Raw genomic sequence first — 26,241 nt, 5'->3', positions numbered from 1 at the left:
CGGCCGGGCCATGGGGTCCTGCACGCTGCCCGCCCGCCCCCGTGGTGACGCCTGCCGGTGTGGCGATCGGTCGCCCGGCCCGGGGCGGACGTCCGGCGTCAGCCGTTCTGGGCCCGGTCGTACACCTTCTCGGCCGTCGCTCCCAGCAGTTCGCCCTGCATCTCGGTCGGTGTCAGGGAGTCCAGCGCACTGTTGACCGATACCAGGACGCCCTTGCCGGTGGTGGCGTTGAAGTCGGCCAGCCACGGGCCCCCGCTGGAACCGCCGCTCATGTCGCAGGGGATGGCCTGCAGGCCATCCTTCTCCTTCGGCGTGCCGACGCAGTGCAGGAGCTGCTCGCCGAGCTGCGGACGGGTCGCGGAGTAGCCGAAGGCGGAGACGGTGCCGCCGACGGGGCGGTTGAAGGCGATGTCCTGGCCGCCCACGACATCGGTGAGCTTCCGGCCGCCCTTGTCGGGGTCGACGACCAGCGTGGACAGGTCGTCGGTGGAGTCGTTCTCCCAGGTGCGCGGGGTCGCGGCGCCACGGACCGCGAACGCGCCGTAGGGAGCCTTGCCCTTGCTGTAGCCGGGGACGAACACCATCAGAATGTTGGTGTTGTGGGGTGAGGAGCCCCGGCGCACGCAGTGTGCCGCGGTCATCACGGCGGATCGGTTGGCGCTCTTGACGGCCGTGGCCGTGCACCAGGTGTCGGCGCCGTTCGCGTTGACGAAGAAGAGCCGCCCGACGGTCTTCATCGCGGTGCCCTGCCACGGTTTGGCCTTCGGCCCGGTCGGGCCGAGGTCCACGGACTTCCCGACGGCCTTCATTCGGGCCGGCGTCCAGTAAGCGAGGGCGTCCTTGCGCTCCTTGGCGGTGTACGACAGGACGGAGACCGGGTCGGCCGCGGCGGGACGGGCCCGGCCGGCCAAGGCCGTCGCCGGGATCGGAGCAGCGAGGGCGAGGGCCGTACCAGCCGCGGCGAGTGCCAGGGCCCGGCCACGAAGGCGCCGGATCACGGACGCGGATGTCCAGGGCGCGGATGTCCAGGGAGTGGACGTCCGGGGCATGGATGTCTGGGGCATGGCAGATGCCTCCTCGGCTGGTGCCGGCCGCGGACAGGGGTCGGCGGTCCGCAAGGACAGAGGGGGGAATCAGCCTGTTCGGTTGCGTTGTTGACGGTCTATGACACAAGTGTGCTGATGGGCGATGTGCGGTGCGCATCGGGGCCGGGCCTCCGGCGCCCCGGCACGCGGGCCCGGCGACCCCGGGCGTGGTGCGCGACGAGGGCGATGTCGCCGACATCCCGGACGCCGGGACGACCGGGGCCGGGCGCAGCGCGAGGCGGCTCAGGAGGCACTGCCCGTCCTGCTGCCGCTGCTGACGACGACATGTCCGTGCGGTGGGGCCGCCGGGGAACTCCAGCGGATCTGCGCCGAGCCGACGGCGCAGGCCGTGCAATGGCAGTAACCACGCGGAGAGCGAGCGCCGTCCGCCTCGACCGGCACCGAAGGCAAGTGCCGTTCCCCTCTGCCGGGAGCGGCGCTCGCGATCGGTGCCGGTCGCGGGATCCGGTGGCCGTATCAGTCCTCCCGCGCGCCGTGGAGTTCGGAGCGGAAGGCCGCCTCACGGGCCGCATGGTGCGGGCGGCGGCGTACCCCCGCCCACGCGATGCCGAGGACGGCGAACCAGACCGGCGTCACCAGAAGGGCCTGCAGCGTGTCGGCTTCCTGGGTCAGCGCCCAGATGAGGAACACGAAGAACGCGAGCACGACGTAGCACATGACGGTGCCGCCGGGCATCTTGAACCTCGACGCCTCGTGCAGATGCGGACGGCGCCTGCGGTACACGAGGTAGCTGATCAGGATGACCGACCAGACGAACATGAACAGCACGGCGGACACGGTGGTCACCAGGGTGAACGCCTCGATGATCGAGTCGTCCGTGGCGACCATGACCACACCGGCGAGCAGGAACACACCGGAGAGGAACAGGGCGTTGGCCGGCACCTTCCTGGAGGTGAGCCGGCCGAAGCGCGCCGGGGCGTCGCCCTCCCGGGCCAGCCCGTAGACCATGCGTGAGGTGGAGTAGATGCCCGAGTTCGCGGACGAGGCGGCCGAGGTCAGCACGACGAAGTTGATGGCCGACGCGGCGATCCCCAGCCCGGCCAGCGTGAACATCACGACGAACGGGCTGCGGTCCGCGCTGATCTCGCGCCAGGGCGTGACCGAGATGATCACGATCAGCGCGACGACGTAGAACAGCATCACGCGCACCGGGATCGAGTTGATCGCCTTGGGCAGGTTGCGTTCCGGGTTCTCCGCCTCGGCCGCGGTGGTGCCGACCAGTTCGATGCCGACGAAGGCGAAGGTCGCGATCTGGAATCCCGCGACGAACCCCATGGGCCCGGTGGGGAAGAACCCGCCGTCGTTCCAGAGGTTGGAGAAGCTCGCCGCGGCACCGCCGGGCGCCTGGAAGTGGCCGAACACCATGACCAACCCGACGACGATCAGCGCCAGGATCGCGACGATCTTGATCAGCGCGAACCAGAACTCGGTCTCGCCGAACGCCTTCACGGTGGGCAGGTTCAGGGCGATCAGCAGGATGACGGCGGCCAGGGCCGGTATCCACAACGCCAGGTCGTGCCACCAGTAGGACACATACCCCGAGATGGCGATGACGTCGGCGATGCCGGTGACGATCCAGCAGAACCAGTAGGTCCAGCCCGTGAAGAACCCGGCCCACGGCCCCAGCAGGTCGGCCGCGAAGTCGGCGAAGGACTTGTAGCGCAGGTTGGAGAGCAGCAGCTCGCCCATCGCCCGCATCACGAAGAAGAGCATCACGCCGATGATCATGTAGACGAAGATCACTGAGGGACCGGCCAGCGAGATCGTCTTGCCCGACCCCATGAACAGGCCGGTCCCGATCGCACCGCCGATCGCGATGAGCTGGATGTGCCGGTTGGACAGTTGGCGGGAGAGGTGCTGTTCGCCCTCGGGCGAGGGCGTCGGTCCGGCCGCCGGCCGGGCCGGTCCGGTGGTCGAGCCGGTGTCACTGCTGTCAGGCATGGGGCGAACCTCGCGGAGCTCACACCCCGTGCGAACACGGGGCAGGGGGTGTCTCGGAGCATGACCACGCGCCCACGGGGTGGGGCGAGCGGGCACGGTGGGGCTGCGCGCGGACATGCGGCAGCCGACCGGAACGGTGTCGGTGCGCTGAACGGGACCTCGGAGGCCGTACGGGCCCACGGAGCGCTGAACGGGCCGGGCCGACAGGGTCCGAACGGGCCCACGGAGGCTGAACGGGCCGGGCCCGCAGAGGCCGAACGGGCGCACGGAGGCTGAACCGGCCCACGGAGAAGGCCGAAGATCAGCCCGGAGACCGGCAGGTGGATGGGGTGGTCAGGGGAGAGGCGGCGGGAGAGCCATCAGGGGCTCCTCGAAGATCGAGCACGGACAGGGGCCCGTGCGGCCGAGTGAGCCTCCCCCTCTGTCATGAGCCTGAGAGCTTCGCCGCGCTGAGCGCGGCTTGCACCGTCGGCGAGGCGCGTCGGCGCCTGCTTTCCAGAGTTGCCTGCCCGAGCGGTAGGGATGCCTGAGAGATTCCGGGGAGGTGTTGCTCCTTCGGCGACCGGATCTGGCTGATCCGGTGCTCTCCCGCTCCGGGGTGAACGGCGATGTGCGGTGAGGTTAGGTCCCCGCCGACGGCCGGTCAAGGGTCCGGCCGAGGGCTGGACATTACTTCGGAGTAGTACGGTGCTCGCCCGTGAGGAGCGGCGTTTTCGCAGCTCAGGGTGGGCATCCTGGGGCGATCCGTTACCGCGCATGTGCACCGAGCAGACCCTTGACGGCGGTGTTCCGCTGCCCGTACGTTGCCTCCCGAAGGACCCGACAACCACATACACCGCTGACGATTCTGCGCGGGAGAGCCACGTCATCCGATGACATGGCGCCGAAGGAGCAAATCCTCCCCGGAAACTCTCAGGCCTCGATACCGCGTGGCGGAGGCGGACTCTGGAAAGCAGGCGCTCACGCGTCTCGCCCACGGTGCAAGCCGCGGACATCCCCGCGGTGAAGCTCTCAGGCCCATGACAGAGGGGGAGGCTCACTCGCCGCGCGGGCTCCTGCCCGTGCTCGACCCGAGGACGTCTCCATGGCTGCCGTTCCCCCGCCGCCGCTCCGGCCGGCGACCACACCCGGATCACCTGCGCCACTGCCGCGAGCGTGTCGGCGTCCGGCCCGGTCCTGTCCATGACGGTGAACCGCGTCGGCCGCGTCCTCGTCTCCGCGGGGCTTGCCCGATCGGTGCCCGCACGGCCTGCCCGATAGGTCTCCGCGCGGCCCGTCCGACCGCTCTCCGCACCCCTGTCCGATGGCCGGCCTGACCGGGCCGTCACCAGGGCCGTCAGGGCGCCGACCGCCCTGACCCCGCCATGCCCCCGGCCTCACCGCCGGGCCCGAGTACTCCCGGCCTCACCGCCGGGCCCGACAACTCCACATCGCGCTGTTCGAACCGAAGCGGGAGAGCCCTCGCCCATCCCGGCGGGGCGCCGAAGGAGCAACTCTCCCCAGAATCTCTCAGGCCCAACTACCGCTTCGGCGAGGCGACTCTGGAAAGACAGGACGTCATGTCCTGCGCCCACGGTGCAAACCGCCCGACCCGGTGGTGAAGCTCTCAGGTACCGATGACAGAGCGGGGAGGCCGCCCGTCCACGGCACCGCGATCGCGGTGCCCCCACAGGGAGCCTCCCACCATGACCTTTCCCGAGTCCTCCGCGCCGGGTGCGTTCGTCACCCGTCACATCGGTGTCGACGACGCCGACCGCACCAGGATGCTGGCCGAAGTCGGCTATCCGACGCTCGCCGCCCTCATCGACGCCGCCGTCCCGAGCGGCATCCGGAGCACGTCCGGCCTGAACCTGCCGCCCGCCGCCACCGAGTCCGAGGCACGCTCCGAACTGCAGGAGCTCGCGGACCGGAACACCGTGGCCGTCCCGATGAACGGACTGGGCTACCACGCGACCACCACACCCGCCGTGATCCGGCGCAACGTGCTGGAGGACCCGTCGTGGTACACCGCCTACACGCCCTACCAGCCGGAGATCAGCCAGGGCCGGCTCGAAGCACTGATCAACTTCCAGACCATGGTCGGAGACCTCACCGGACTGCCGACCGCCAACGCGTCGCTGCTCGACGAGGGCACGGCGGTCGCCGAGGCCGTCACGGTCATGCGTCGCGTCGCCCGCAAGGGCCGCCCCCGCGTCCTGGTCGACCGCGACACCCTGCCGCAGACCCTCGACGTCCTGCGCACGCGTGCCGCCGCGGTCGGCGTCGAGGTCGTCGAGATCGACGTCGCCGAACCGCTCCCGGAGGACGACTTCTTCGGGGTGGTGCTGTCCTACCCCGGCTGCTCGGGAGCCGTCCGCGACCTGCGCCGGGTGACCGCCGCGGCGCGGGAGCGTGGGGCGCTGGTCACGGTGGCCGCCGACCTGCTGGCGCTCACGCTGCTCGTACCGCCGGGGGAGTACGGTGCCGACATCGTCGTGGGCTCGTCCCAGCGGTTCGGTGTCCCGCTGTTCCACGGCGGGCCGCACGCGGGCTACATCGCGGTCCGTGAAGGGCTCGAACGCCACCTGCCCGGCCGGCTCGTGGGCGTGTCCGTGGACAACGCCGGCCGGCCGGCGTACCGCTTGGCGCTGCAGACCCGCGAGCAGCACATCCGCCGCGACAAGGCGACCTCCAACATCTGCACGGCGCAGGTCCTGCTCGCCGTGGTCGCCTCGATGTACGCCGTCTACCACGGCCCCGACGGCCTGACCGCGATCGCCCGACGGACGCACCGGCACGCCACGCTCATCGCCGCGGGTCTGCGGGACAGCGGGGTCACGGTGGTGCACCGGGAGTTCTTCGACACCCTGCTCGTACGGGTCCCCGGCCGCGCCGAGGAGATCGTTGCGGCCGCGCACGACCGAGGGCTGCTGCTGCGGCTGGTGGACGGCGACCACGTCGGCGTCTCCTGCTCCGAGGCCACCTCCCCGGACCATGTCCGCCGCGTGTTCGCCGCCTCCGGCGCGGTGGGGGACGAGGTGGGGGACGCCGCGGACCGGCCGGCGGCCGACACTCCGACGGCCCTACCGGAGGACCTGCGGCGCACGTCCCCCTTCCTCACCCACCCGGTGTTCCACCGGCACCGCTCGGAGACCGCGATGCTGCGCTATCTGCGCAAGCTCTCCGACCGTGACTTCGCGCTGGACCGCGGGATGATCCCGCTCGGGTCCTGCACGATGAAGCTCAACGCGACCACGGAGATGGAGCCGGTCAGTTGGCCCGGCTTCGCCGACCTGCACCCCTTCGCGCCCCTCACCGACGCCGTCGGGTACCTGGCACTGGTCGAACAGCTGGAGACCTGGCTGGCCGAGGTCACCGGGTACACCAAGGTCTCCGTCCAGCCGAACGCCGGCTCGCAGGGCGAACTCGCCGGCCTCCTGGCGATCCGCCGCTACCACGAGGCGAACGGCCGGGCCGGACGCGATGTGTGCCTGATCCCGGCCAGCGCACACGGCACCAACGCCGCCTCCGCCGCCATGGCCGGGATGCGCGTCGTCGTGGTGGCGTCGCGGCCCGACGGCACGGTCGATCTCGACGACCTCGCGGCGAAGTGCACGCGGCACTCCGACGACCTGGCAGCCATCATGGTCACCTACCCCTCCACGCACGGCGTCTACGAGGACGGCATCACCCGGCTCTGCGAGCTGGTGCACGAGCACGGCGGACAGGTCTACGTCGACGGCGCCAACCTCAACGCGCTGCTCGGAGTCGCCAGGCCCGGCGATTTCGGTGGCGATGTGTCCCACCTCAATCTGCACAAGACGTTCTGCATCCCGCACGGTGGCGGCGGGCCGGGGGTCGGCCCGGTCGCGGTGGCCGCACACCTCGCGCCGTACCTGCCCACCCACCCGCTGCACCCCGACACCGGGCGCCGCGACGGGATCGGGGCGGTGAGCGCCGCACCGTTCGGCAGCGCCGGCATCCTGCCGATCCCGTGGGCCTACATCCGGATGATGGGAGCGGAGGGGCTGGCCGAGGCCACCCGGACGGCCGTGCTGAGCGCCAACTACGTGGCCCGCCGCCTCGCGCCGCACTTCCCCGTGCTGTACGCCGGGGAGTCGGGCCTTGTCGCGCACGAGTGCATCCTCGATGTGCGCCCCCTCACCGCCGCCACGGGGGTGACGGTCGACGACATCGCCAAGCGGCTCATCGACCACGGTTTCCACGCGCCGACGATGAGCTTCCCGGTCCCCGGCACGCTGATGGTCGAGCCGACGGAGAGCGAAACCCTCGCCGAACTGGACCGCTTCTGCGAGGCGATGATCGCCATCCGTGCGGAGATCGGCCTGGTGGAGCAGGGGGTCTGGTCCCTGGAGGACAGCCCGCTGCGGCACGCGCCGCACACCGCCGCCGCGATCGCCGGCGAGTGGACCCGCGCCTATTCGCGCGAGCGGGCCGCCTTCCCGGCGGGTGCCACGTCCGACAAGTACTGGCCGCCGGTCGGCCGGGTCGACCAGGTGCACGGCGACCGCAACCTGGTCTGCTCCTGCCCGCCTCCCGAAGCGTTCGCGTCCTGACCTGACCTGACCTGACCTGACCTGACCTGACCTGACCGGTCACGGTCCGCGTCTTGCCTCGGCCGGTCACCGTCCGAGTCCTGCACCGGCCGGTCACGGACCGAGTCCTGATCCGGCCGGGGCACGGTCCGAGCCCCGATCCGGCCGGTCACGGTCCGAAGAGGAAGCACCATGTCGAAGAAGACACCCCTGCACGCCGTCCACACGGAGCTCGGTGCGACGTTCACCGACTGCGGTGGCTGGTCCATGCCCCTGCGCTACACCTCCGAGCTCGCCGAGCACCACGCCGTACGGACCACCGCCGGCCTCTTCGACCTCACCCACCTGGGAGAGGTCGAGGTGTCCGGCCCCGAGGCGGGGCGAGCCCTCGACCACGCCCTGGCCGGACAGCCGTCGAGGATCGCCGTCGGCCGGGGGTGCTCCACCGTGCTGGTCCACGAGACCGGCGGAGTCCTCGACGACCTCGTCGTCCACCGCCTGGCCGAGACGCGCTATCTCATCGTGGCCAACGCCGGAAACGCGATGGTCGTGCTCTCCCAACTGCGTGACCGGGTCGACGGCTACGCCGCCACGATCCGGAACGCGTCCGGAGACCGGGCCCTGATCGCCGTCCAGGGCCCGGCGTCCCCGGAGATCGTCGGCGAAGTGGCCGACAGGGACGTGGTGTCGCTGGAGCACAACGCCATCACCCCGGCGCGGCTGGCCGACCGCGAGGTGCTGCTCGCTCGCACCGGTGGCACGGGCGGCATCGGGGGAACTGGCGGCACTGGCAAGACCGGCGGCACTGGCAGCACCGGCGGCACCGGGGGCATCGGCGAGGACGGCTTCGGGATCCACTGCCGCCCCGCGGACGCCGAGGCCCTCTGGCGGGCCCTCAGCGCGGCGGGCACGCGGCACGGTCTCCTCCCCTGCGGCCTGGCCGGCCGTTACACGCTGCGCCTGGAGGCCGGGACGCCGTCGTGCGGGCGGGAACTCACCGCCCGCACCACGCCGTTCGAAGCGGGGCTGGGCCACGCAGTGACATTCGGGAAGCCCGGCGGGTTCGTCGGCGAGGCCGCGCTGGCCGCCCTTCGCGACCAGGGGCCGACCCGCGTGCTGGTCGGGCTGGCCTCGACGGGGCGACGTGCTCCGCGCACCGGTTGCGCCGTCCTCGCTCCGGACACCGGTGAGCACATCGGCGAGGTCACCTCGGGCGCGCTGTCGCCCACCCTCGGCCACCCCGTGGCCCTGGCCTACCTGCGGACCGACCGCAGCGCTCCCGGCACCGAGGTGCTCGTCGACATCCGGGGCGGCCACGAGCACGCCCGGGTCGTCGAGCTGCCCTTCCACCGTCGCCCGGCCTGATCAGCACCACTTACGCCTGATCACCGCCGCCCGACCTGATCAGCACCACCTACGCCTGATCAGCATCACCAACGCCTGACCGCCACCGCACCCGCCTGACGCACCACCGCCCACGCCTGACCACCACCACAGGAGAAACAGCTCATGAGCCTGCCCCCCGACCTGCACTACACCCGCGACCACGAATGGATCGCGAGCGAGGGCAACGTGTCGACCGTCGGTGTCACCGCCCACGCCTCCGACGCGCTCGGCGATGTCGTGTACCTCGACCTGCCCGCCGTCGGCACGACGATCACGGCCGGCGAGACGTGCGGAGAGATCGAGTCGACCAAGTCCGTGAGCGACCTGTTCGCTCCCGCGGACGGCGAGGTCGTCGAGATCAACGAAGCCGCCGTGACCGACCCCGGGCTGGTCAACTCCGACCCGTACGGAGCGGGCTGGCTCTTCCGCATGCGGATCACCGGTACGCCGGACCTGCTGGACGCCACCGCCTACGCGGCACTCACGGAAGGAGCGTGACATGTCGGTCCTCGACCGTCGGCTCACGGTCAACCGCAACGCCGTACCGAACGACCCGCGCCCGCCGATGGTGACCTCGGGGCTGCGGATCGGTACGCCGGCGCCGGCCGCCCGCGGCTTCGAGGAGGCCGCGTTCGCCGCGGTCGCCGACATCATCGCCGAGGCCCTGAAACCGGCGCACACACCGGGCCTCGCCGCCGAGCTGCGGTCCCGGGTGGCAGAGCTCGCCGACGCCCACCCGCTGTACCCGGAGCTGTGACATGAGCGACGCCCTCACCCCCACCGCCTCACCCGACGGCCGCAGGCTGCTGCGGCTGGAGGTGCGCAACAGCCGGACGCCCGTGGAGCGCAAGCCCGAGTGGATGAGAACCCGGGTGAGCATGGGGCCGCAGTACACCGCGCTGCGCGCACAGGTGCAGGCCGAAGGGCTGCACACCGTGTGCCAGGAGGCCGGATGCCCGAACATCTTCGAGTGCTGGGAGGACCGCGAGGCCACCTTCCTCATCGGCGGTGACCAGTGCACCCGGCGCTGCGACTTCTGTCAGATCGACACCGGCAGGCCGCAGGCGCTGGACCGCGAGGAACCGCGCCGGGTGGCGGAGTCGGTGGCCACGATGAAGCTGCGGTACGCCACGATCACCGGAGTGGCCCGCGACGACCTGCCCGACGGCGGCGCCTGGCTGTACGCCGAGACGGTCCGCCAGATCCACGCGCTGAACCCGGGCACCGGGGTGGAGAACCTCATCCCGGACTTCAGCGGTGACCCCGGGCTGCTGACCCAGGTCTTCGAGTCCCGTCCGGAGGTCCTGGCCCACAACGTGGAGACGGTGCCACGGATCTTCAAACGGATCCGGCCCGCGTTCCGCTACGACCGGTCGCTCGGTGTGCTCACCGCGGCGCGGGAGTTCGGCCTGGTCACCAAGTCGAACCTGATCCTGGGCCTGGGGGAGACCCGGGCGGAGATCTCCACCGCGCTGGCCGACCTGCACGCCGCCGGCTGCGACCTGATCACCATCACCCAGTACCTGCGCCCCTCGGCACGGCACCACCCGGTGGACCGGTGGGTCCGTCCCGAGGAGTTCGTCGAACTCCGGGAAGAGGCCGAGGAGATCGGCTTCGCGGGAGTGCTGTCCGGGCCCCTGGTCCGTTCCTCCTACCGCGCCGGACGGCTCTACCAGCAGGCACGCGAGAGATGAGGAGCCACTCGTGTCCATGACGGTGATCCCCTCGGGAGGACGCACGTCGCCGTACCCGGAGGCCCGGAATCCCATGTCCCCTCGCCCGCAACCCGACCGCGACTTCGTCCTCACTCTCTCCTGCCCCGGCCGGGCGGGTCTCGTCCACGCCGTCAGCGGCTTCCTCGTCCGGCACTCCGGCAACATCCTCGAAAGCCGGCAGTTCGACGACCGGCGGCAGGACCGCTTCTTCATGCGCGTGCACTTCGCCGTCTCCGACCCGAACACCACGCCGGAACAGCTGCGTTCGGGGTTCGGGCCTGTGGCGGAGGCGTGGGGAATCAGCTGGCAACTGCACCACGCGTCGACTCCCACCCGCACACTGATCATGGTGTCGCAGTACGGCCACTGCCTGAACGACCTGCTCTTCCGCGCGGGCACGGGCACCCTGAACATCGACGTCCCGGCGATCGTCTCCAACCACCGCGACGCGGAACCACTCGCCGAGTACCACGGCATCCCCTTCCATCACATCCCGGTGACACCGCGGACGAAGGACGAGGCCGAGGCGCGGCTGATGGAGCTGGTCGACGAACTGGACGTCGACCTGGTGGTACTGGCCCGCTACATGCAGATCCTCTCCGGCGACCTGTGCAAGCGACTCGACGGCCGGGCCATCAACATTCACCATTCCTTCCTGCCGAGCTTCAAGGGCGCCAAGCCGTACCACCAGGCCCACGAGCGCGGCGTGAAGCTGGTCGGAGCCACGGCGCACTACGTCACCCCGGACCTCGACGAGGGCCCGATCATCGAACAGGACGTCATCCGCGTCGACCACGCACACGACCCGGACCACCTGGCCACCGTCGGCCGGGAGGTCGAGGCCCAGGTGCTGGCCCGCGCGGTCGCATGGCACACCGAGCACCGCGTGCTGCTCAACGGCGACCGCACCGTCGTCCTCCGCTGAGCCGACACCCGGCGCTTCACCACACTCGCACCGCGCCCGCACGTCCTGTCGGTGACAGGGCGAACGCCGGGGCCGCTCCCAGCAGGGCTCCCCCTCCCTGCCTCCTCCCCACTCCCTTGAGAAGACCGAAAAGAGCACACCATGAACCAGCACTTCGACGTTCTCGTCATCGGCGGCGGCCCCGGCGGCTACGTCGCCGCCATCCGTGCCGCACAACTGGGCCGGAAGGTCGCCCTGGTGGACAAGGAGCGCCCCGGCGGGGTGTGCCTGAACTGGGGCTGCATTCCGACCAAGGCGATGCTGCGCTCCGCCGAGGTCCTGGAGACCGTACGCGGCGCCGGAGAGTTCGGTGTCCTCGCCGACGACGTCCGGCTGGACTACTCGACGGTCCTCCAGCGCAAGGACCGCATCGTGCGCACACTGACGGACGGAATCGCCCGGCTTCTCAAGGCCAATGACGTGACCGTGGTGTCCGGCCACGCCCGCTTCCTGGACGCCCACACCGTCGCCGTGCACGAGGTCGGGCCCGCCCCTCTCGGCGGCGACGGGCCGCTGTACGCGGCGCCGCCGGACCAGGGCGCCGCCCGCGAACACCTCACCGCCGACCACATCGTCGTCGCCACCGGATCCAAGCCCGTCGTGCCGGCCGTACCCGGTGCGGACCTGCCCGGGGTGGTCACCTCGGACGGGGCGTTCCTGCTGCGGCAGGTCCCCTCCCGGGTGCTCGTGGTCGGCGGGAGCGCGGTCGGCGCCGAGTGGGCGAGCATGTTCCACGCCTTCGGCGCGCACGTCACGGTCGTCGAGATGATGCCCACTCTCCTGCCCGCCGCGGACCGGGACATCGGCCGCGCCCTCACCCGCTCCTTCGCCAAGCGCGGCATCCGCGTCCTGACCGGCCACACGGTCACGGAGATCGGCGAGGGCTCCGGCGACACCTCACTGGAGGTCCACCTCACCGCAGCGGACGGCCGGCCCGCCGAGACCGTGCCCGCCGATACGGTCCTGTTCGGCGTCGGCCGACGGCCCAACACCGAGGCCCTCGACCTGGACACGGCGGGCGTGCGCACCGACGAACGCGGCTACCTCCCGGTCACCGACCAGCTGCGCACCAACGTCCCGCACATCCACGCCATCGGCGACGTGACCGGCCGGCTGCAACTGGCGCACGTCGCCTCCCACCAGGCACTCGTCGCGGCAGCCGCGATCTGCGGCCACGACGACCGCATCGCCTACGACGCTGTGCCCGCGGCGACGTTCACCCACCCCGAAGTGGCCGCCGTGGGCCTCACCGAGGCGGAGGCCATAGCGGCGGGCCACGACGTCACGACCGCCCGCTTCCCGTTCGCCGCCCTGGGCCGTGCCCACGCCTACGGCGCCACGGAGGGCCTGGTCAAGGTCGTCGCCGAGCGGTCCGGCGGCAAGGTACTCGGCACGCACATCATCGGCCCCGGCGCAAGCGACCTCATCGCCGAGGCGGCCCTGGCCCTGACCCACGGAGCGACACTCACCACGCTCACCGAGACGGTGCACGCCCACCCGACCCTCGGCGAGGCAACGATGGAGGCCGCCATGGCCGCCTTGGGCCTTCCCCTGCACATGGCGCCTTCTCCGGGGAGGCGGTGAGCGCCGTACGAGGTGCCGCTGCCCTCAGGTCGGGGCGGCGCTACCTGCACCGGTGGACGGCACACGACACGTGTCCCGCAGCCGGCCGATGGGCGGAACGTCGAACCTGCGGCACGGCTGATCAACGCGCGGGCAACCAGGGGATTGTCGCGACAGTCGGCCTGCAGAATCTGCCCGGTATTGTCCTGGCAACCGGTCAGTGCTGATGGAGGTCATCATCGTTGGGACGAACCCTGAGTAAGGGGCAGCGACCGGCGTATCGACCCGGAGACGCCAATCCGAATCGACGTCCATGGCTGGGAGTAGCGATCAGATGCCCATAATTCATTCGAAGGACGCCGACTTTTGCGTGAGTCAGATCAGTTTCCATGAGCTGCTTGAGATTCAGTTGGAGGCGGAGGAGCAAGGCTGGGCGACTCGATGGACATCGGTGGACGAGCTCCGCAGCCAGGTCAAGGAAGAACCTGTGCTCCTTCAGTCGCTGATGCGCGAGGAGCAAGATGAGACTGTGCGGACGTACCGATGCCTCCTGCTGCTCTCGTCCTTGGATGGCGGCAGCACCGGCGGAGTCGCCACGATCGATCTCGCCCCGGCGAGGTTCGCATCACTGAAACGACTCGATCGAGACCCGGACATTCGGAAGGCGTTTGCCCGGATCTTCTCCCTTGCGCTGAGCGGGATTTCGACACTCTCGAAGAAGTAGTGGGCTCTGCTGATGCCCTTGAGGCGTTGGGAGGGTGACGGTGGCAGTGGACGTGCCCGGGGCTTCAGCCGAAGATGCCATCCGAATGTCGAACGGTGCAGGCGATCGGGTGGGAGCCGGCCCTACGTGGTTTCCGAGCTCAGGGGGAGGTAGTCGTGGTCGAATTACGAGCCTCGGAACGGATGATCAATGAGGTTGCCCAGGAGCTGCGCAGCCTGGAAGAGGGGGTGGAGTGGTTCTCCGCATTGGGGCTGGAGCAGCAGGAATCTGCTCTGCATGAGATCGTCCTCTATCTGATGCAGGCGCATGTCACTGTGGAAGACGGGCGTAAGGGCCTCGAAAAGTCAGGAGTCAAGGCGACCATGACCCCTGCGGTACTCATCGTTCGGGAGCCGATACTCGAACGCATAGGGAAGATCGCAGGCTTGCCGCAGCAGGAATACCTGAAAGCGTTCCGCGTCCTGATGTCCACCTTCGCGGTGACCGACACGCGCCGGAGGGAGACACAGTGCCGGGGGTCTTGCACCCATGCCTGGCACAACCTGTCGTAACTGTGAATGTCCCCGGCTCGGTCAGCGGATGATGTCGAGGATTCCTGTAGACGGATTCCGGTTCCACCTACGACTCCTACGGCCGGGTGCTCACCAGCACCGACCTGACGGCCGACGTCACCGTTACCGCATCCGGAGCTCTCAAGCGCACCGCCCGGACCGACGGCCGCACGACCACAACCGCCTATACCCCCGCCACGGGGTTTCCCACCAGCGCCAAGGTGACCTCGCCGCCCGCAAAGACCGGCGATGCGGCCACCGCACAGACCACGACCACCACGCGTGACGTGCTGCGCGGCTTGCCGCTGAGCCAGACCGACACCAACGGCAAGGTCAGGGCAGGATCCCTGCCGGCGGCAAGCATGGCCTACACCTACGAAGACGCGACCCTGCGCCCCGTCACCGTCGACGGCAGCCAGGGAGTCACGTCCAGCACCCTGTACAGCCTCACCGGCAAACCGCAGCAGTACGAACTCTCCAGCGGCGGCGGCAAGAAGACCTGGGCCACCAACACCTACGAATGGGGCACGCAGCGTCTGGCCACCGCGCGGGTGGACCGTCAGGACGTGGCGGGCGTCGACCAGCACAGCACCTACCGCTATGACCAGATGGGCAATGTGCTGTCGATAGCGGACGGTTCCCGCTCCGGCATCGACAACCAGTGCTTCACCTACGACTATCTGCGGCGCCTGACCGAAGCGTGGACTCAGGGCGGCAAGGAGTGCGCCTCCACCCCCAGCGGCGGTGTCCTGGGCGGTCCGGCCGCCTACTGGTCCTCCTACACGTACGACAAGGTCGGCAATCGCAGTACCGAGACCCTCCACGACCCCTCGGGCGATCCTGCCAAGAACACCAAGCGCACCTATGGCTACCCCGCCCCGGGCAGCCCCCAGCCGCACACGCTGACCTCCGTCAAGGCCACGGGGCCGAGCGGAACCGCCGAGGACACCTTCGGATACGACGAAAGCGGCAACACCACGACCCGGAGGCTGGCCGGCGACACCCAGTCCCTTCAGTGGGACCCCGAGGGGCGCCTGTCGAAGGTGACCGAACCGGTCGAGGGCGGAGCCGACAAGGTCACCGAGTACCTCTACGACGCCGACGGCAACCGACTCATCGGCCGCACCCCCACCGAAACCACCCTCTACCTGGGCGCCACCGAGATCACGCTGCCCAAGGGGTCGTCCACACCGAAAGCCACCCGCTACATCGACCTCGGCGGCGGCCACCAGGCCGTGCAGCAGGACGACGGCAGCGTCTCCATCACGCTCGCCGACCACCACGGCACCGGACAACTCGCCGTCGACGCCGCCTCCCAGAAGCTCACCCAGCGCCGCACCCTTCCCTTCGGTGAACTCCGCGGCGAGGAGCCGAAGGCCTGGCCGGGCACCAAGGGCTTCGTCGGCGGGACCGACGACACCAAGGCCACCGGCCTCACCCACCTGGGCGCACGGGAATACGACCCCACCACCGGCCGCTTCCTGTCCGTCGACTCGGTCATGGACCTGACCGACCCCCAGCAGATCAACGGCTACGCCTACGCCAACAACAACCCGGTCACCGGCTCCGATCCCAGCGGGCTCTTCTGTGACGGCTGCAGCGCCGACGGCGACAACAACCGATGGACCGCGAGCCACGGCCCCGGCTGCACCACGGAAGGCTGCTACGACACCGGCGGCCGCCTCTACCCGCAGTCCCACTCTCCGTCCCGATCCTGGTCGGGCAGCGGCAGCTCCTACCGTCCCGGGCGGACGATCAGCATCACACAGAAGAAGGGCGAGCTATGGCTGGAGGGCATCAGGATCCCGGCCGCCCGCGAACTGGCGATTCGCTTCCCCGGGTACGAAAGCAAGGAGCAGCTCCAGAGATGGGCACAGGGGAAGTGCGACTCGGGGGTGCAAGGGACCAAGGGCTTCTGCTCCGCCGCCGAGGCGATCGGGCTGGTGAACTACGAGCAGACCGCCTTCGAGAAGGCGGTCACCGCGGTTGCGATCAGCCTGGTCGCCCCGGACGCCGATGCGTGGAAGAGCTGTCTCAGCGGGAAGAGCGCCAAGGCGTGTGGGACAGCTGCCCTTGACCTGCCGTGGGCCCGCGCGTTCAAGGGCCTCAAGGTCCTCAAAGCGTGCAACAGTTTCACCCCGGACACCGAAGTGCTGATGGCCGACGGCACGACGAAACCCATCGAGGACGTCGAGATCGGTGACAAGGTCATCGCCACCGACCCCAAGACCGGCAAGACCACCATCAAAACGGTCACTGCCGAGATCAAGGGCAAGGGCCTCAAACACCTCGTCAGACTCACTCTTGACCTCGACGGAGACAAGGGCAGCAGGACCGCCTCGGTTACGGCGACAGACGGACACCCCTTCTGGGTCCCCGAACTCCACGCCTGGATCGACGCCAGCGATCTCCGCACCGGCCAGTGGCTCCGCACTTCGGCCGGCACCCGGGTTGAGATCACAGCGGTCAAGAAATGGGCACAGCAGGCCACGGTCCGCAACCTCACGGTGTCCGACGTGCACACGTACTATGTGCTGGCGGGGGAGACGCCAGTCCTCGTTCACAATTCGAATGGAATTTGTGGAAGTGCGGATGCGCACAGCTTCAGGCGTACGGAGGCTCTGTCAGGAAACGCGTCCAAGAGGAACGTCGATTCGCTGACTGCTTCAATGAAGGAGAATGGCTGGCAGGGTGATCCGATATCCGTGGCGAAGATCGGGGATGACCTGTACGTCCTGGACGGCCACCACCGTATTGCTGCGGCGAAGCGTGCAGGGATTGGCGTGCCGTATCGGGTGCTTTCGGATGCTGACATTCGTGCCAGATATCCCGGGAGTGCCGATGACATCACAACTGCTTGGGCTGAGGTAGGGCCGGACCGCCTAGTGAACAAGTACAAGAGACCGGGGTATCGATGACAGGCCAGCCTTTGAGGGAAGTCGAGGCGTACTTGCAGGCCCTCTCCCGGGTGCGCAGCGCTGTTCAGCGCTGTCACCCGGGTGGTCAGGGGCTGGCTAGCATCCTCCACCTGTATCGGTCGCGATCCCTGGAGAAGGCCGGGCGCATCCAGGGAAGTGTTGAATACAACGTCCACGGTTCTGGATGCCTTTTCGTTGAGGCCAGTGGAGCCGAGGTTGACGTGGACTTCCTAGAGGAAGGGACGGAAGTCTTTGATGCCTGGAGGATCAGGAGGCTTTCGGTAAGTCTCGGCGAGGAATCCTCGGAAAGCTTGGATGAAATCGTTGCCGCGTGCAGAAAACTGGTTTCGCTCGGACGTTTGTCTGAGCCGCGCAGCGGATGGTTTTCGGCAGTTGAGTAGCGCCATCCCCTGGTTTGCTGCCGATATGACGCAGCGGTTCCTCACGGCGGCGCTCAAGGGTGGCAAGGCCTCTCCTGGCCCCACACATCTTGATCACGTGGCCCGATCACCCCTTCTGACCAGGTCATCTGACGGGCACCCGGTCGATGCTGCGTGAACGGGCCCCGCTGCCCCCGTCGCCTGATCGAGGCGCCGGGGCCGGCCTCACCTCCGGCGGAAGATGGTGATGGAGTGGCCCACGTCGTCGACGGGTTCGCTGCTCTCGATCAGTCGTGCCAGCCGGCCATCGGCCTTGGCGAGCGAGGAGTCCGACACCACGAGCAGCCCGCGGACCTGGTGCGCGGGGGCCTTGAGCGGGTTGGACGCGTGGATGCCGTAGAAGGCGGGCACGCCGCTGCCCTTGTAGACGAGCCAGATCCGCTCGCCCCGGTAGCGCTGTTGGAGGCGGTCGGCCAGCCGTCCCAGGTCCTGGCCCCAGTCGACGTTGGAGTCGTGCAGCTGCCGGTGCGTGCCGGCCGGGCCGCCGAAGGCCTCGTTGGAGTACGGCAGGTAGTACGGGTACGTCCGCAGGGAGCTGACCGCGACGCACAGGGTCAGTGCCGCCGCCGCGCCATGGGCCCACCGGCGTCGTGACGCGCATACGGCCGCTGCCGCCACCGCCAGCAGCATCGGCAGGAAGACCGCGTACCGGACGCCGAGGTCGCGGGAGGAGTGGAGAGCCGCGGCCAGCAGGACGGCCGCGGGAAGGAGTACATACGGTGCCGCGGGCCGCAGTCGCCGGATGGTCAGCATGGCGGTGGACCCGGCCGCCCACAGTGCGAGCATTCCGAGCGGTGTCTTCACCAGCAGCGCGGCCGGCAGGTAGTACCAGAGCGAACCGTCGTAGTGCCGGCCGAACAGGAAGCCGCTCCAGTGCGCGTACTCGAAGCCGAACTGGATGAGCATGCCGTCCCGGTACGGCTCGGGGAACGGCAGCAGACCGGCGACGAGCCCGCGCAGCCCCCGAATGGCGGGCAGGTCGGCCGGCGGCGTCCAGCGCAGCCGCGGGTCGACCACGAGATAGGCGGCCCACACCACGGCGACGGCGACCAGGGCCACCCCGAGCGCCGCTGCCGCACCGAGCGCGAGTTTCCTTATCGACTCCCGTGCGGCCTCGCGTCCGGAATCCCGTAGCGCCTCCCGTGCGGCCCCTCGTATGGCATGCCGCACGCCCCCGGGCGGTTCTGACGGCGGATGCTGACGGCCGTGACGTCGCCGGCAGGCGTGCCGGACCGACACGACGGTCAGCACGAGCAGCACCGGCACGGCCGCCAAGGTGCTCATCTTCGTCGCCAGCGCCGCACCCAGCGCCGCGCCCGCGAGCGCCAGATGGAGCAGGAGCCGGTGTTGCCGCGCCCGCCACAGCGACCACACCGCCGTCAGCAGGAAGCCGGCCGCCGGGACGTCGAGGGTGGCCAGGGAGCCGTGCGCGATGACGTCGGGGGAGAAGGCGTACAGGGCGAGCGCGCACAGTCCGCTGACCGGACCGGCGAGATCGCGGGCGAAGGCCAGTACGACCAGCCCGAACAGCAGCGTCGCCACGATCACCGGCAGGCGGGCCCGCAGCAGCAGGCGCTGCGGGTCATTGCCCGACTCGTACAGCAGGTGTCGTCCGAGCTCGGTCTGGTTCCCGGTGAAGCCGGTGTCGAGCCGCGCCTCGCCGAAGGTCAGGCCGGAGGCGATGATCAGTTTGCCCAGCGGGGGATGCTCGGGGTTGTACCGCAGGCTGTGCTGGTGCAGGTAGACCGCGGCGGTGCCCACGTACACCGGTTCGTCGATGGTCGGTGTCTGCTCCACGGCCGTCGACACCATGGCGACCGCCATCTGGGCGAGCAGGGCGACGACCGCGAGGACGAACAGCGGGCGCCGGTGCCGACGCAGCAGAGCCCGCAGGTCCGTCCACCCCTCCGACACCGCCGGGCCGGAACGAGAAGGAGCGGACGGCGCGGGCGGCGTACCCGGCCCCGTCAGTTCCGGGCTCGCGGCTGGTTCAGGGGTGTCCGGACCGACGACCGTGTGGTGTTCGTGCGTCATTGTCCCCGTACCCCGGTGTGTCCGGCAGCGCCCTGGGTGTCGTCCGGAACGGACGGCACGACCTGTGATACGGACGATCCGTGCGGAATCGTTCAGCGGTGTCCGGCTGCTCTGCGCGTGAGGCTCGTTTGCCGCGTGCGTGGGGGCCCGCGGAACGAGCTGCACGAGCGACCTCGGGCGGCAGACAGATCTCGGGCAGCAGACAGTCGGGCAGCAGGAAGACCTCAGGCAGCGACAGACCTCGGGAGGCGGGACAGTGGGCGAGAAGTCAGGCGGTGACGACCCCGGGCGCCGCGCCCGCGGCGGGGATTCCGGGGCTCCGGGGAGCCCGCCGGCGAAGGTGCCCCGACCGGTCTACGAGCGTGAGCTGATCCGGCTGCAGACCGAGCTGGTGATGCTGCAGGAGTGGGTACGGTCCGAGGGCGCCCGGCTGGTCGTCGTCTTCGAGGGGCGGGACGCGGCCGGGAAGGGCGGCACCATCAAGCGGGTCACCGAGCAGCTCAACCCCCGGGTGGCCCGTATCGTCGCGCTGCCCCGGCCCACGGAGCGGGAGCGGGGGCAGTGGTACTTCCAGCGGTATGTGGAACATCTGCCAGCGGCCGGGGAGATCGTGCTGTTCGACCGCAGCTGGTACAACCGCGCCGGCGTGGAGCACGTCATGGGCTTCTGCACCCCCGAGGAACACCAGCTCTTCCTGCGGCAGTGCCCCATCTTCGAGCGGATGCTGATCGAGGACGGGATCCTGCTGCGGAAGTACTGGTTCTCGGTGAGCGACAGGGTGCAGGAGGAGCGCTTCCGGCGGCGGCTGAAGGATCCCGCGCGGCGCTGGAAGCTCTCCGCCATGGACCTGGAGTCCATCACCCGGTGGGAGGCGTACTCGCGGGCCAAGGACGACATGTTCGTGCACACCGACACCGCCGAGGCCCCCTGGTACGTCGTGGAGAGCGACGACAAGCGCAGGGCACGCCTCAACATGATGGCCCACCTGCTGTCGACCGTGCCGTACCGGGCGGTGCCGAGTGCGACGCTGGAACTGCCGCCGCGTCCGCCGTCCACCGGCTATCAGCGCCCGCCGCGCGACCTGCAGACGTACGTACCGGACCACGCGGCGGGGCTCATGCGCTGACTGCTCCCGGGGTGCGTTCCGCACGGGTGATGGTTACGCGGCTCAGGCCTGGGCGACAGTGTCCCGGGAGGCCGGCACGGTGGCGTCCCCACGGCTGCGCCGGATGGCCACGGCCATGACGAGCGCCCAGGCATCGAGCGTGAACACCGCCACCCGTTCCATGCCCCCGAGGCCGATCCCGGGATCCAGCTGTGCGAAGAACAGGCCGGCCGAGAGCACCGCGACCGCACCCGCGAGCAGGCTCACCGGGCGCAGCCGGCCGAAGAGGGAGTCCCGGCGGACGAATCCGGCACAGAGCAGTCCGACGTTGCCGACGCCCATGATGAACAAGGCGGCCAGGACGTGCAGGTTCTCGTCGACGTCCGCGGGGACCAGACCCACCACGACGAACGCGGCTCCGCCGGTGCCGCACAGGATCCGGGCGGTCCGGGCGACCCCTCCGCGGCCCCAGCAGGAGCCGGTCAGGAGGATGCCGGCCAGCAACAACGCCCCGTGGACGGCGAAGGACACATTCATCATGCTGTGCAGCGGTGAGCACACATAGCGCGGACGTGAGGTGTCCCAGACCTGGCAGTGGACGTTTCCCAGATCACTGATGTTGTTGCTGCCCCAGCTGTACGGGGTGCGCCAGGCTGCCGCCACCACCAGTTGCACGACGAGGAACTGCACGGTCCCCACGACCCACGCGACGGCGCCGATTCTGGTGCGCATGTCGTCCACTCCCTCTGTTCCGTCCGTCCCGGATGTTCCGTCGGCGCGGAACATCCGTGCCCGTGCGGCCTGTCCGGCCGGCCGGACCCAACTTTCCAGCCGGCGGCGGGCCGCACATCGCTGAGACGAGCGAAGGAGGGTCCCTCGTGATCGGGACCGCGGACCGGGGTCTTGCCGGCTCCTTTGGGGGAGGTGGCGAGCAGGGGAGCCGGCACGGGAGGTCAGCGCATCAGGGGCAGGCTGCCGGTCAGGCGGTTGACCAGCTTCTTCGGACCGAAGATTCCCACCGCGGCATACGTCAGCTCCTGCGCGGGCGTGGTGGCCATGCGCTCGCCGTACTCCTCGTAGGTGCGGGAGGACTGGGCCAGGTCACTGAAGCCCACGACCACGGCCTCCGGGTCGGACCCCGCCTCCTGGTGGATCCGCGAGAGGTCCTCGGCGGTGGACTGGAGAATCGGTACCGGAATGAAGGTGATGCCCAGGTGCACACCGCCATCGGCGTCCTTGACATCCGTGCCGATCAGTTCGGGCACCTGCTGTCCCAGGGTGAGGGAGGTGACCGAGGCCGCGTTCAGGATCAGACCGGTCGGCAATGCGCTGTTGACGACGATCACGCACTTGCTGGTGGTGACATCACGATGCATGGCGTTCCTTGCTCTCGAGTTCGGTGAAGCGGTGCCTGCGGTGGAGCCCGCACCCGGTCTTGGCGCCTCGCGCGGCCCGGGAAGCCGACCGAAGGCGTTCCCCGTGCGCCTCAGGTCGTGATGGCGCGTCGCCCGTTTCGGGTGTCCGCCCCGGGGCGTTGCGCGTGTGGGGCGCGTCGGCCCACATCGGAACGGCATGTGAAGAACGCGACCTGCCCCAGCATTTCCCCTCACGGCGCGGTCTGGTGCGGTGTCCGTGTAGTGATCATGGAAGTCGGCGTGAGGGAGTGCGTCAACGCGCGCCCAGCATCTGAGACATGGCATTCCCATGGGGCGCAACTCATCCGGAACGCCCGGGAGGAGTGGTAGGTGCCTTCCGCTGCGCGTCTTCAATGTCCTTGGCGAGTACGTGAGTTGTGGCTCAACAGTGCGGCCGGTGTCGGCCGCACCTCTTCGTCTGTCCCCGGTTCCCGGACCCGCACCTTCGGAGGCCTCCGCGCGTGCGGTGTCGTGCGCGTCGGTCAGTCCGCGATGCCGTGGAAGGCGATGACCCGGTCGATGCGGGCACGTACCAGCCATTCGCCGGGCACCGAGTTGCGTTCGCCGTATGCGGTGGCATTCTCCTGGCCCATGTAGCGGCCGCCGATGCGGGTGGCCCAGGTGCGCATCTCGTCCGGGTCGTCGGTGAACTCGGCGGTGCACTCCAGCATGACGTAGCTGTACGGCGCCTCCTGGTCGTCCACACAGAGCGAGAAACGGGGCTCCCGGCGGAGTGCGGTGTACTTCATCGACTGGTGCCAGGTGGAGAAGACGACACGGGTCGGGGCGTCCGAGTCGTCGAGGAGGAACCACACCGGGGTCACATGGGGGCGGCCGTCCTTACGGTTCGTCGCCAGCTTCCCGGTGCGGGTTCCGGCAAGGACGAACGCCTGCCACTCGGTGTCGGTCATGGGCTGCACGGTGCCACTCCTCGTTGTGTCGCTGCCTGCCGGTGCCGGTGCCGGTGCCGGTGCCGGTGCCGACACCGGTCTCAGCTCTGCTGCGCCCGGAGTCCGGTCAGTGTGTCCGCCAGCCAGGCCCGTTCCGCCCGGGAGGTCGCCCGGGCGATGGTGAGCACCCCGCGGCGGAACGGGTCGTCGACGTCCTCGGCGCGCAGTGGCCGGTCCCCCTGGTAGAAGAAGCTGCTCGGTTCCTCCAGGAACGCGAGCCGCCGGCTCAGTACGTCCGCCTGCGCGGCGGGGTCCGGCAGATGGCGGAGGAACGCGAGCAGGGTGAACCAGCGATTCTCGTCGGTGATGAACGGCTCGTCGGGCTCCCGCAGCACGTCCTGCAGTGCCCGTTCGCCGTCCTCGGTAAGGCTCAGCATGTGGCGCGGCGCGGCAGCCGCGCCCGGCTGCGACTCGCGCCGGAGCAGCCCGGCCCGCTCCATGCGCTTGATGGCCGGGTAGAGCGTGCCGTGGCTGATGACGCGGGCGTGCCCGGTCAGCCGGGCGATACGGGTGCGCAACTCGTAGCCGTGCAGGGGAGCTTCGTGAAGGAAGCCCAGGACGGCGAGATCCAACATGCCGGACATGGCGCACAGCGTAGAGCGTCGAAACGCCATATGTCGATTCGACTTATGGCGGAGTCCCACGGAGTCCCGGCCGCTCTGGAAGCAGGCAGGGGCGCGAAACGCGGCGAGTGCTCCTTGTCGTGGGCCGAGGGGATTCCTGTCGGGGCTGTCGGCCGTGTCCGTGCCGGGGACGTTCGTTGGTCCTTGAGGTGGCCGTCGAATCCGGTCATCGAGGGGCTGCGCGGGCCTTGGTGCAGGAGGGCGGGGGCGTGGTCCGACGACACGGGTACGACGGAGGTGCGACGTTGGCCGGTACAGGGCGACCGGAGCAACCGGACGGAGACGGCTCGGGAGCCTTTCTCCGGTGCTTCGGCAGGCAGTTGAAACTCTTCCGGGAGAAGGCGGGGCTGACACAGGCCGAACTGGGTGCTCGCCTGGGGTACGGCGAGGACCAGGTCTCGGCGGTCGAGCAGGGCCGGAGAATCCCCAAGCCCTTCCTCATCGACACGGCGGACGAGGTGCTGGCGGCGGGCGGGGTGCTGGTGGCGATGAAGGAAGAAGTGGCCCGGACGCGGTACCCGGCCTTCTTCCGCGACGCAGCGCGGCTGGAGGCGGAGGCGGTGGAGCTGCACGTCTACGACACCCACATCGTGAACGGGCTGTTGCAGACGGACGAGTACGCCCGAGCGGTGTTCTCGATGCGGAGGCCGTTGCTGGACGAGGAGACGATCGAGCAGCGGGTGACGGCGCGGCTGGCGCGGCAGGAGGTGATGGACCGCCGTCCCGCGCCATTGATGAGTTTCGTGATCGAAGAGGCGGCGTTACTACGTCCCGTGGGAGGTGCAGCCGTCCTCCGAGAGCAGTGGGCGCACCTCGTGGAGATCGGTCTCAAGCGCAACGTCGAGATTCAGGTGATGCCCACGAGTCGGGAGGAGCACGCCGGACTGGCGGGGCCGTTCACTCTGATCGAGACCACAGCTCAACGGAGCGTCGCATACGTGGAGGTCCAGAACGTGGGCCGTCTGCAAACAGAGCGCGAGAAGGTACGGGAACTGCAAGCACAGTATGGAATCATCCGGGCTCAGGCCCTCACGCCACGTGAGTCGCTGGCCTTCGTCGAGAAGTTGCTGGGAGATGGATGACCATGGAAGAGGCCATCGGAACCATGCACGGGCTCGTCTGGTTCAAGAGCAGCCACAGCAGTGGCGAGGGCGGCCAGTGCGTGGAGGTGGCTGCCCGGCCGGGTGCTGTGCATGTGCGGGATTCGAAGGACAGGTCCGGGCCGATGCTGTCGTTCGCCGTGGATGAGTGGGCGGCGTTCGTGGAGTTCGTCGCGCGGGGCTGAGGCTTGGTGGTGACGTGGCGCCCCAGCGGCCGGTGGGAACCGGCAGCCGGGGCGCCGTCGTTCGCTGCTGCCGCCGCCTGAGGCCGCGGCTTGACCCTCACGTTGCGTGAGGGTTCAGGCTTCAGTCATGAGCGACTACTACAACGCCTTCGAGATCAGCCCTGTCCCTGACCCAGCGGTGGATGCGGTTCCGCCGGAGCCGTTCCAGGGCATCTACGGGATGCCGATGTTCGTCACGATCCCGACACCGGACCTGGCCGCGTCGGTGGACTTCTGGGTCAACGGATTCGGGTTCATCGATCTGTTCAGCATCCCCGATCAGGTCACCCACCTGCGGCGGTGGGCCTTCCAGGACGCGCTTCTGGTGCCCGCGACCGACAAGGTGACGTCGACGCCGGCGGCGAGCGTGAGCTTCTCGTGCGTACTCAGCGAGATCGACCGGATCGTCGAGGCCTGCGAGGCGCTGCGGCCGGGTTGCACCGAAGGCCCGAGGCACACCCCCTGGAACACCGTTGACGTCGAGGTGGTCACGCCGGAGAACGCGCGGGTGATCCTCACTGCCGCCAAGCCCTTCGATCCTGAGAGCCAGGAGGCCCGCGATCTGGCAGCGGTCGGCATCACTCCTCCGAAGTCATGACGATCGCCGAAGTCATGACGAGCGCTGATGGGAGAATGTGAGGCATGAGCCTGCCCGTGGACGCCGCCGAGACCTCCGGGATGACCGTCGGTCGGGCGGCGTCGCGGCTGGGCGTCACCGTGCGCACCCTGCACCACTGGGACGAGATCGGCCTGGCCTCCCCGTCACTGCGGACGCACGGCGGATACCGCCTCTACACCGCCACGGACATCGCGCGTCTCCAGCGTGCGGTCGTGTACCGCGAGCTCGGTCTCCCGCTCGACGCCATTCGGGATCTGCTCCAGGCCCAGGCGGTGGACCCGACCGTGGGGGGGGGGGGGGGGGGGGGGGGGGGGGGAGGGGGGGGGGG

Annotated in this window: 21 protein-coding genes, 2 pseudogenes and 6 riboswitches; of the genes and pseudogenes, 16 read left to right on the top strand and 7 right to left on the bottom strand. The window is 69.6% G+C overall.

Annotated features, from left to right (window positions below; translation table 11 throughout):
- Positions 1–98 precede the first annotated feature (98 nt).
- Complete coding sequence (locus AC3EQ1_RS29445; RefSeq protein ID WP_432097366.1) at positions 99–1,064, bottom strand: trypsin-like serine peptidase; 966 nt, start codon at positions 1,062–1,064, stop codon at positions 99–101.
- A gap of 498 nt (positions 1,065–1,562) precedes the next feature.
- On the bottom strand, positions 1,563–3,047 hold the full coding sequence (cycA, locus tag AC3EQ1_RS29440) for a D-serine/D-alanine/glycine transporter (protein WP_432097365.1): 1,485 nt from the start codon (positions 3,045–3,047) through the stop codon (positions 1,563–1,565).
- Positions 3,048–3,461: 414 nt separating this feature from the next.
- Positions 3,462–3,551, bottom strand: a riboswitch (glycine riboswitch).
- A riboswitch (glycine riboswitch) is annotated at positions 3,552–3,648 on the bottom strand.
- Positions 3,649–3,889: 241 nt separating this feature from the next.
- Positions 3,890–3,985, top strand: a riboswitch (glycine riboswitch).
- A gap of 5 nt (positions 3,986–3,990) precedes the next feature.
- Positions 3,991–4,075, top strand: a riboswitch (glycine riboswitch).
- A gap of 412 nt (positions 4,076–4,487) precedes the next feature.
- A riboswitch (glycine riboswitch) is annotated at positions 4,488–4,582 on the top strand.
- A riboswitch (glycine riboswitch) is annotated at positions 4,583–4,680 on the top strand.
- Between the two features lie 52 nt (positions 4,681–4,732).
- Between cycA and gcvP the strand changes: the two genes are divergently transcribed.
- The 11 genes and pseudogenes from gcvP (at position 4,733) to AC3EQ1_RS29385 (ending at position 17,804) form a co-directional block, all read left to right on the top strand.
- Entirely contained in the window at positions 4,733–7,603 is a 2,871-nt protein-coding gene (gene gcvP, locus AC3EQ1_RS29435) for an aminomethyl-transferring glycine dehydrogenase (protein WP_432097364.1), read from the top strand.
- A gap of 171 nt (positions 7,604–7,774) precedes the next feature.
- Positions 7,775–8,947 carry a glycine cleavage T C-terminal barrel domain-containing protein gene (locus tag AC3EQ1_RS29430; RefSeq protein WP_432097363.1) on the top strand — a complete coding sequence of 391 codons (1,173 nt, stop codon included), beginning with the start codon at positions 7,775–7,777 and terminating at the stop codon, positions 8,945–8,947.
- A gap of 144 nt (positions 8,948–9,091) precedes the next feature.
- Positions 9,092–9,466 (top strand): glycine cleavage system protein GcvH, encoded by a 375-nt coding sequence (gene gcvH / locus AC3EQ1_RS29425; protein WP_432097362.1) that lies wholly within the window; start codon positions 9,092–9,094, stop codon positions 9,464–9,466.
- Positions 9,467–9,488: 22 nt separating this feature from the next.
- Positions 9,489–9,725, top strand: a pseudogene (locus AC3EQ1_RS29420) (serine hydroxymethyltransferase); the annotation flags it as partial.
- Between the two features lies 1 nt (position 9,726).
- Positions 9,727–10,662, top strand: a complete 936-nt coding sequence (lipA, locus tag AC3EQ1_RS29415) for a lipoyl synthase (RefSeq protein WP_432097361.1) — start codon at positions 9,727–9,729, stop codon at positions 10,660–10,662.
- 73 nt (positions 10,663–10,735) lie between these two features.
- On the top strand, positions 10,736–11,608 hold the full coding sequence (purU, locus tag AC3EQ1_RS29410) for a formyltetrahydrofolate deformylase (protein ID WP_432097368.1): 873 nt from the start codon (positions 10,736–10,738) through the stop codon (positions 11,606–11,608).
- Between the two features lie 141 nt (positions 11,609–11,749).
- A complete protein-coding gene (gene lpdA / locus AC3EQ1_RS29405) occupies positions 11,750–13,231 on the top strand; it encodes a dihydrolipoyl dehydrogenase (protein WP_432097360.1) in 1,482 nt (493 codons plus the stop codon).
- A gap of 349 nt (positions 13,232–13,580) precedes the next feature.
- Positions 13,581–13,934, top strand: coding sequence for a hypothetical protein (locus AC3EQ1_RS29400; RefSeq protein ID WP_432097359.1), 354 nt, complete (start codon positions 13,581–13,583; stop codon positions 13,932–13,934).
- A gap of 155 nt (positions 13,935–14,089) precedes the next feature.
- On the top strand, positions 14,090–14,485 hold the full coding sequence (locus tag AC3EQ1_RS29395; protein WP_432097358.1) for a DUF5958 family protein: 396 nt from the start codon (positions 14,090–14,092) through the stop codon (positions 14,483–14,485).
- Between the two features lie 86 nt (positions 14,486–14,571).
- Positions 14,572–17,403 (top strand): annotated as a pseudogene (locus AC3EQ1_RS29390) (polymorphic toxin-type HINT domain-containing protein); the annotation flags it as partial.
- Positions 17,400–17,804, top strand: a complete 405-nt coding sequence (locus AC3EQ1_RS29385; protein WP_432097357.1) for a DUF6896 domain-containing protein — start codon at positions 17,400–17,402, stop codon at positions 17,802–17,804. The pseudogene AC3EQ1_RS29390 and the gene AC3EQ1_RS29385, both read left to right, overlap by 4 nt.
- A 204-nt stretch (positions 17,805–18,008) precedes the next feature.
- On the opposite strand, the gene AC3EQ1_RS29380 is transcribed toward AC3EQ1_RS29385, so the two are convergent.
- Positions 18,009–19,877 carry a phospholipid carrier-dependent glycosyltransferase gene (locus AC3EQ1_RS29380; protein ID WP_432097356.1) on the bottom strand — a complete coding sequence of 623 codons (1,869 nt, stop codon included), beginning with the start codon at positions 19,875–19,877 and terminating at the stop codon, positions 18,009–18,011.
- A gap of 340 nt (positions 19,878–20,217) precedes the next feature.
- Between AC3EQ1_RS29380 and ppk2 the strand changes: the two genes are divergently transcribed.
- Positions 20,218–21,003, top strand: a complete 786-nt coding sequence (ppk2, locus tag AC3EQ1_RS29375; protein ID WP_432097355.1) for a polyphosphate kinase 2 — start codon at positions 20,218–20,220, stop codon at positions 21,001–21,003.
- 42 nt (positions 21,004–21,045) lie between these two features.
- Here the strand turns inward: ppk2 and AC3EQ1_RS29370 are convergent, their stop codons facing one another.
- The 4 genes from AC3EQ1_RS29370 to AC3EQ1_RS29355 all read right to left on the bottom strand — a co-directional run bounded on the left by AC3EQ1_RS29370 (position 21,046) and on the right by AC3EQ1_RS29355 (position 23,922).
- Positions 21,046–21,714, bottom strand: coding sequence for a DUF998 domain-containing protein (locus AC3EQ1_RS29370; protein ID WP_432097354.1), 669 nt, complete (start codon positions 21,712–21,714; stop codon positions 21,046–21,048).
- Positions 21,715–21,935: 221 nt separating this feature from the next.
- On the bottom strand, positions 21,936–22,358 hold the full coding sequence (locus AC3EQ1_RS29365) for a DUF2000 domain-containing protein (protein WP_432097353.1): 423 nt from the start codon (positions 22,356–22,358) through the stop codon (positions 21,936–21,938).
- 521 nt (positions 22,359–22,879) lie between these two features.
- Complete coding sequence (locus tag AC3EQ1_RS29360) at positions 22,880–23,308, bottom strand: PPOX class F420-dependent oxidoreductase (RefSeq protein ID WP_432097352.1); 429 nt, start codon at positions 23,306–23,308, stop codon at positions 22,880–22,882.
- Between the two features lie 80 nt (positions 23,309–23,388).
- On the bottom strand, positions 23,389–23,922 hold the full coding sequence (locus tag AC3EQ1_RS29355) for a PadR family transcriptional regulator (protein WP_432097367.1): 534 nt from the start codon (positions 23,920–23,922) through the stop codon (positions 23,389–23,391).
- Positions 23,923–24,215: 293 nt separating this feature from the next.
- On the opposite strand from AC3EQ1_RS29355, the gene AC3EQ1_RS29350 reads away from it, so the two are divergent.
- The 4 genes from AC3EQ1_RS29350 to AC3EQ1_RS29335 all read left to right on the top strand — a co-directional run.
- On the top strand, positions 24,216–25,052 hold the full coding sequence (locus AC3EQ1_RS29350; protein ID WP_432097351.1) for a helix-turn-helix domain-containing protein: 837 nt from the start codon (positions 24,216–24,218) through the stop codon (positions 25,050–25,052).
- The gene (locus AC3EQ1_RS29345; protein ID WP_432097350.1) at positions 25,049–25,255 is read left to right on the top strand and encodes a DUF397 domain-containing protein; all 207 of its coding nucleotides are present in this window, start codon (positions 25,049–25,051) and stop codon (positions 25,253–25,255) included. Before AC3EQ1_RS29350 ends, AC3EQ1_RS29345 begins: the two co-directional genes overlap by 4 nt.
- Before the next feature lie 127 nt (positions 25,256–25,382).
- Entirely contained in the window at positions 25,383–25,892 is a 510-nt protein-coding gene (locus AC3EQ1_RS29340) for a VOC family protein (protein WP_432097349.1), read from the top strand.
- A gap of 44 nt (positions 25,893–25,936) precedes the next feature.
- On the top strand, positions 25,937–26,241 hold a 305-nt coding region (locus AC3EQ1_RS29335; RefSeq protein WP_432097348.1), incomplete at its 3' end, for a MerR family transcriptional regulator.

This window comes from Streptomyces sp. bgisy100 (assembly GCF_057709105.1).
This window is presented reverse-complemented; position numbering and strand designations above follow the sequence as displayed.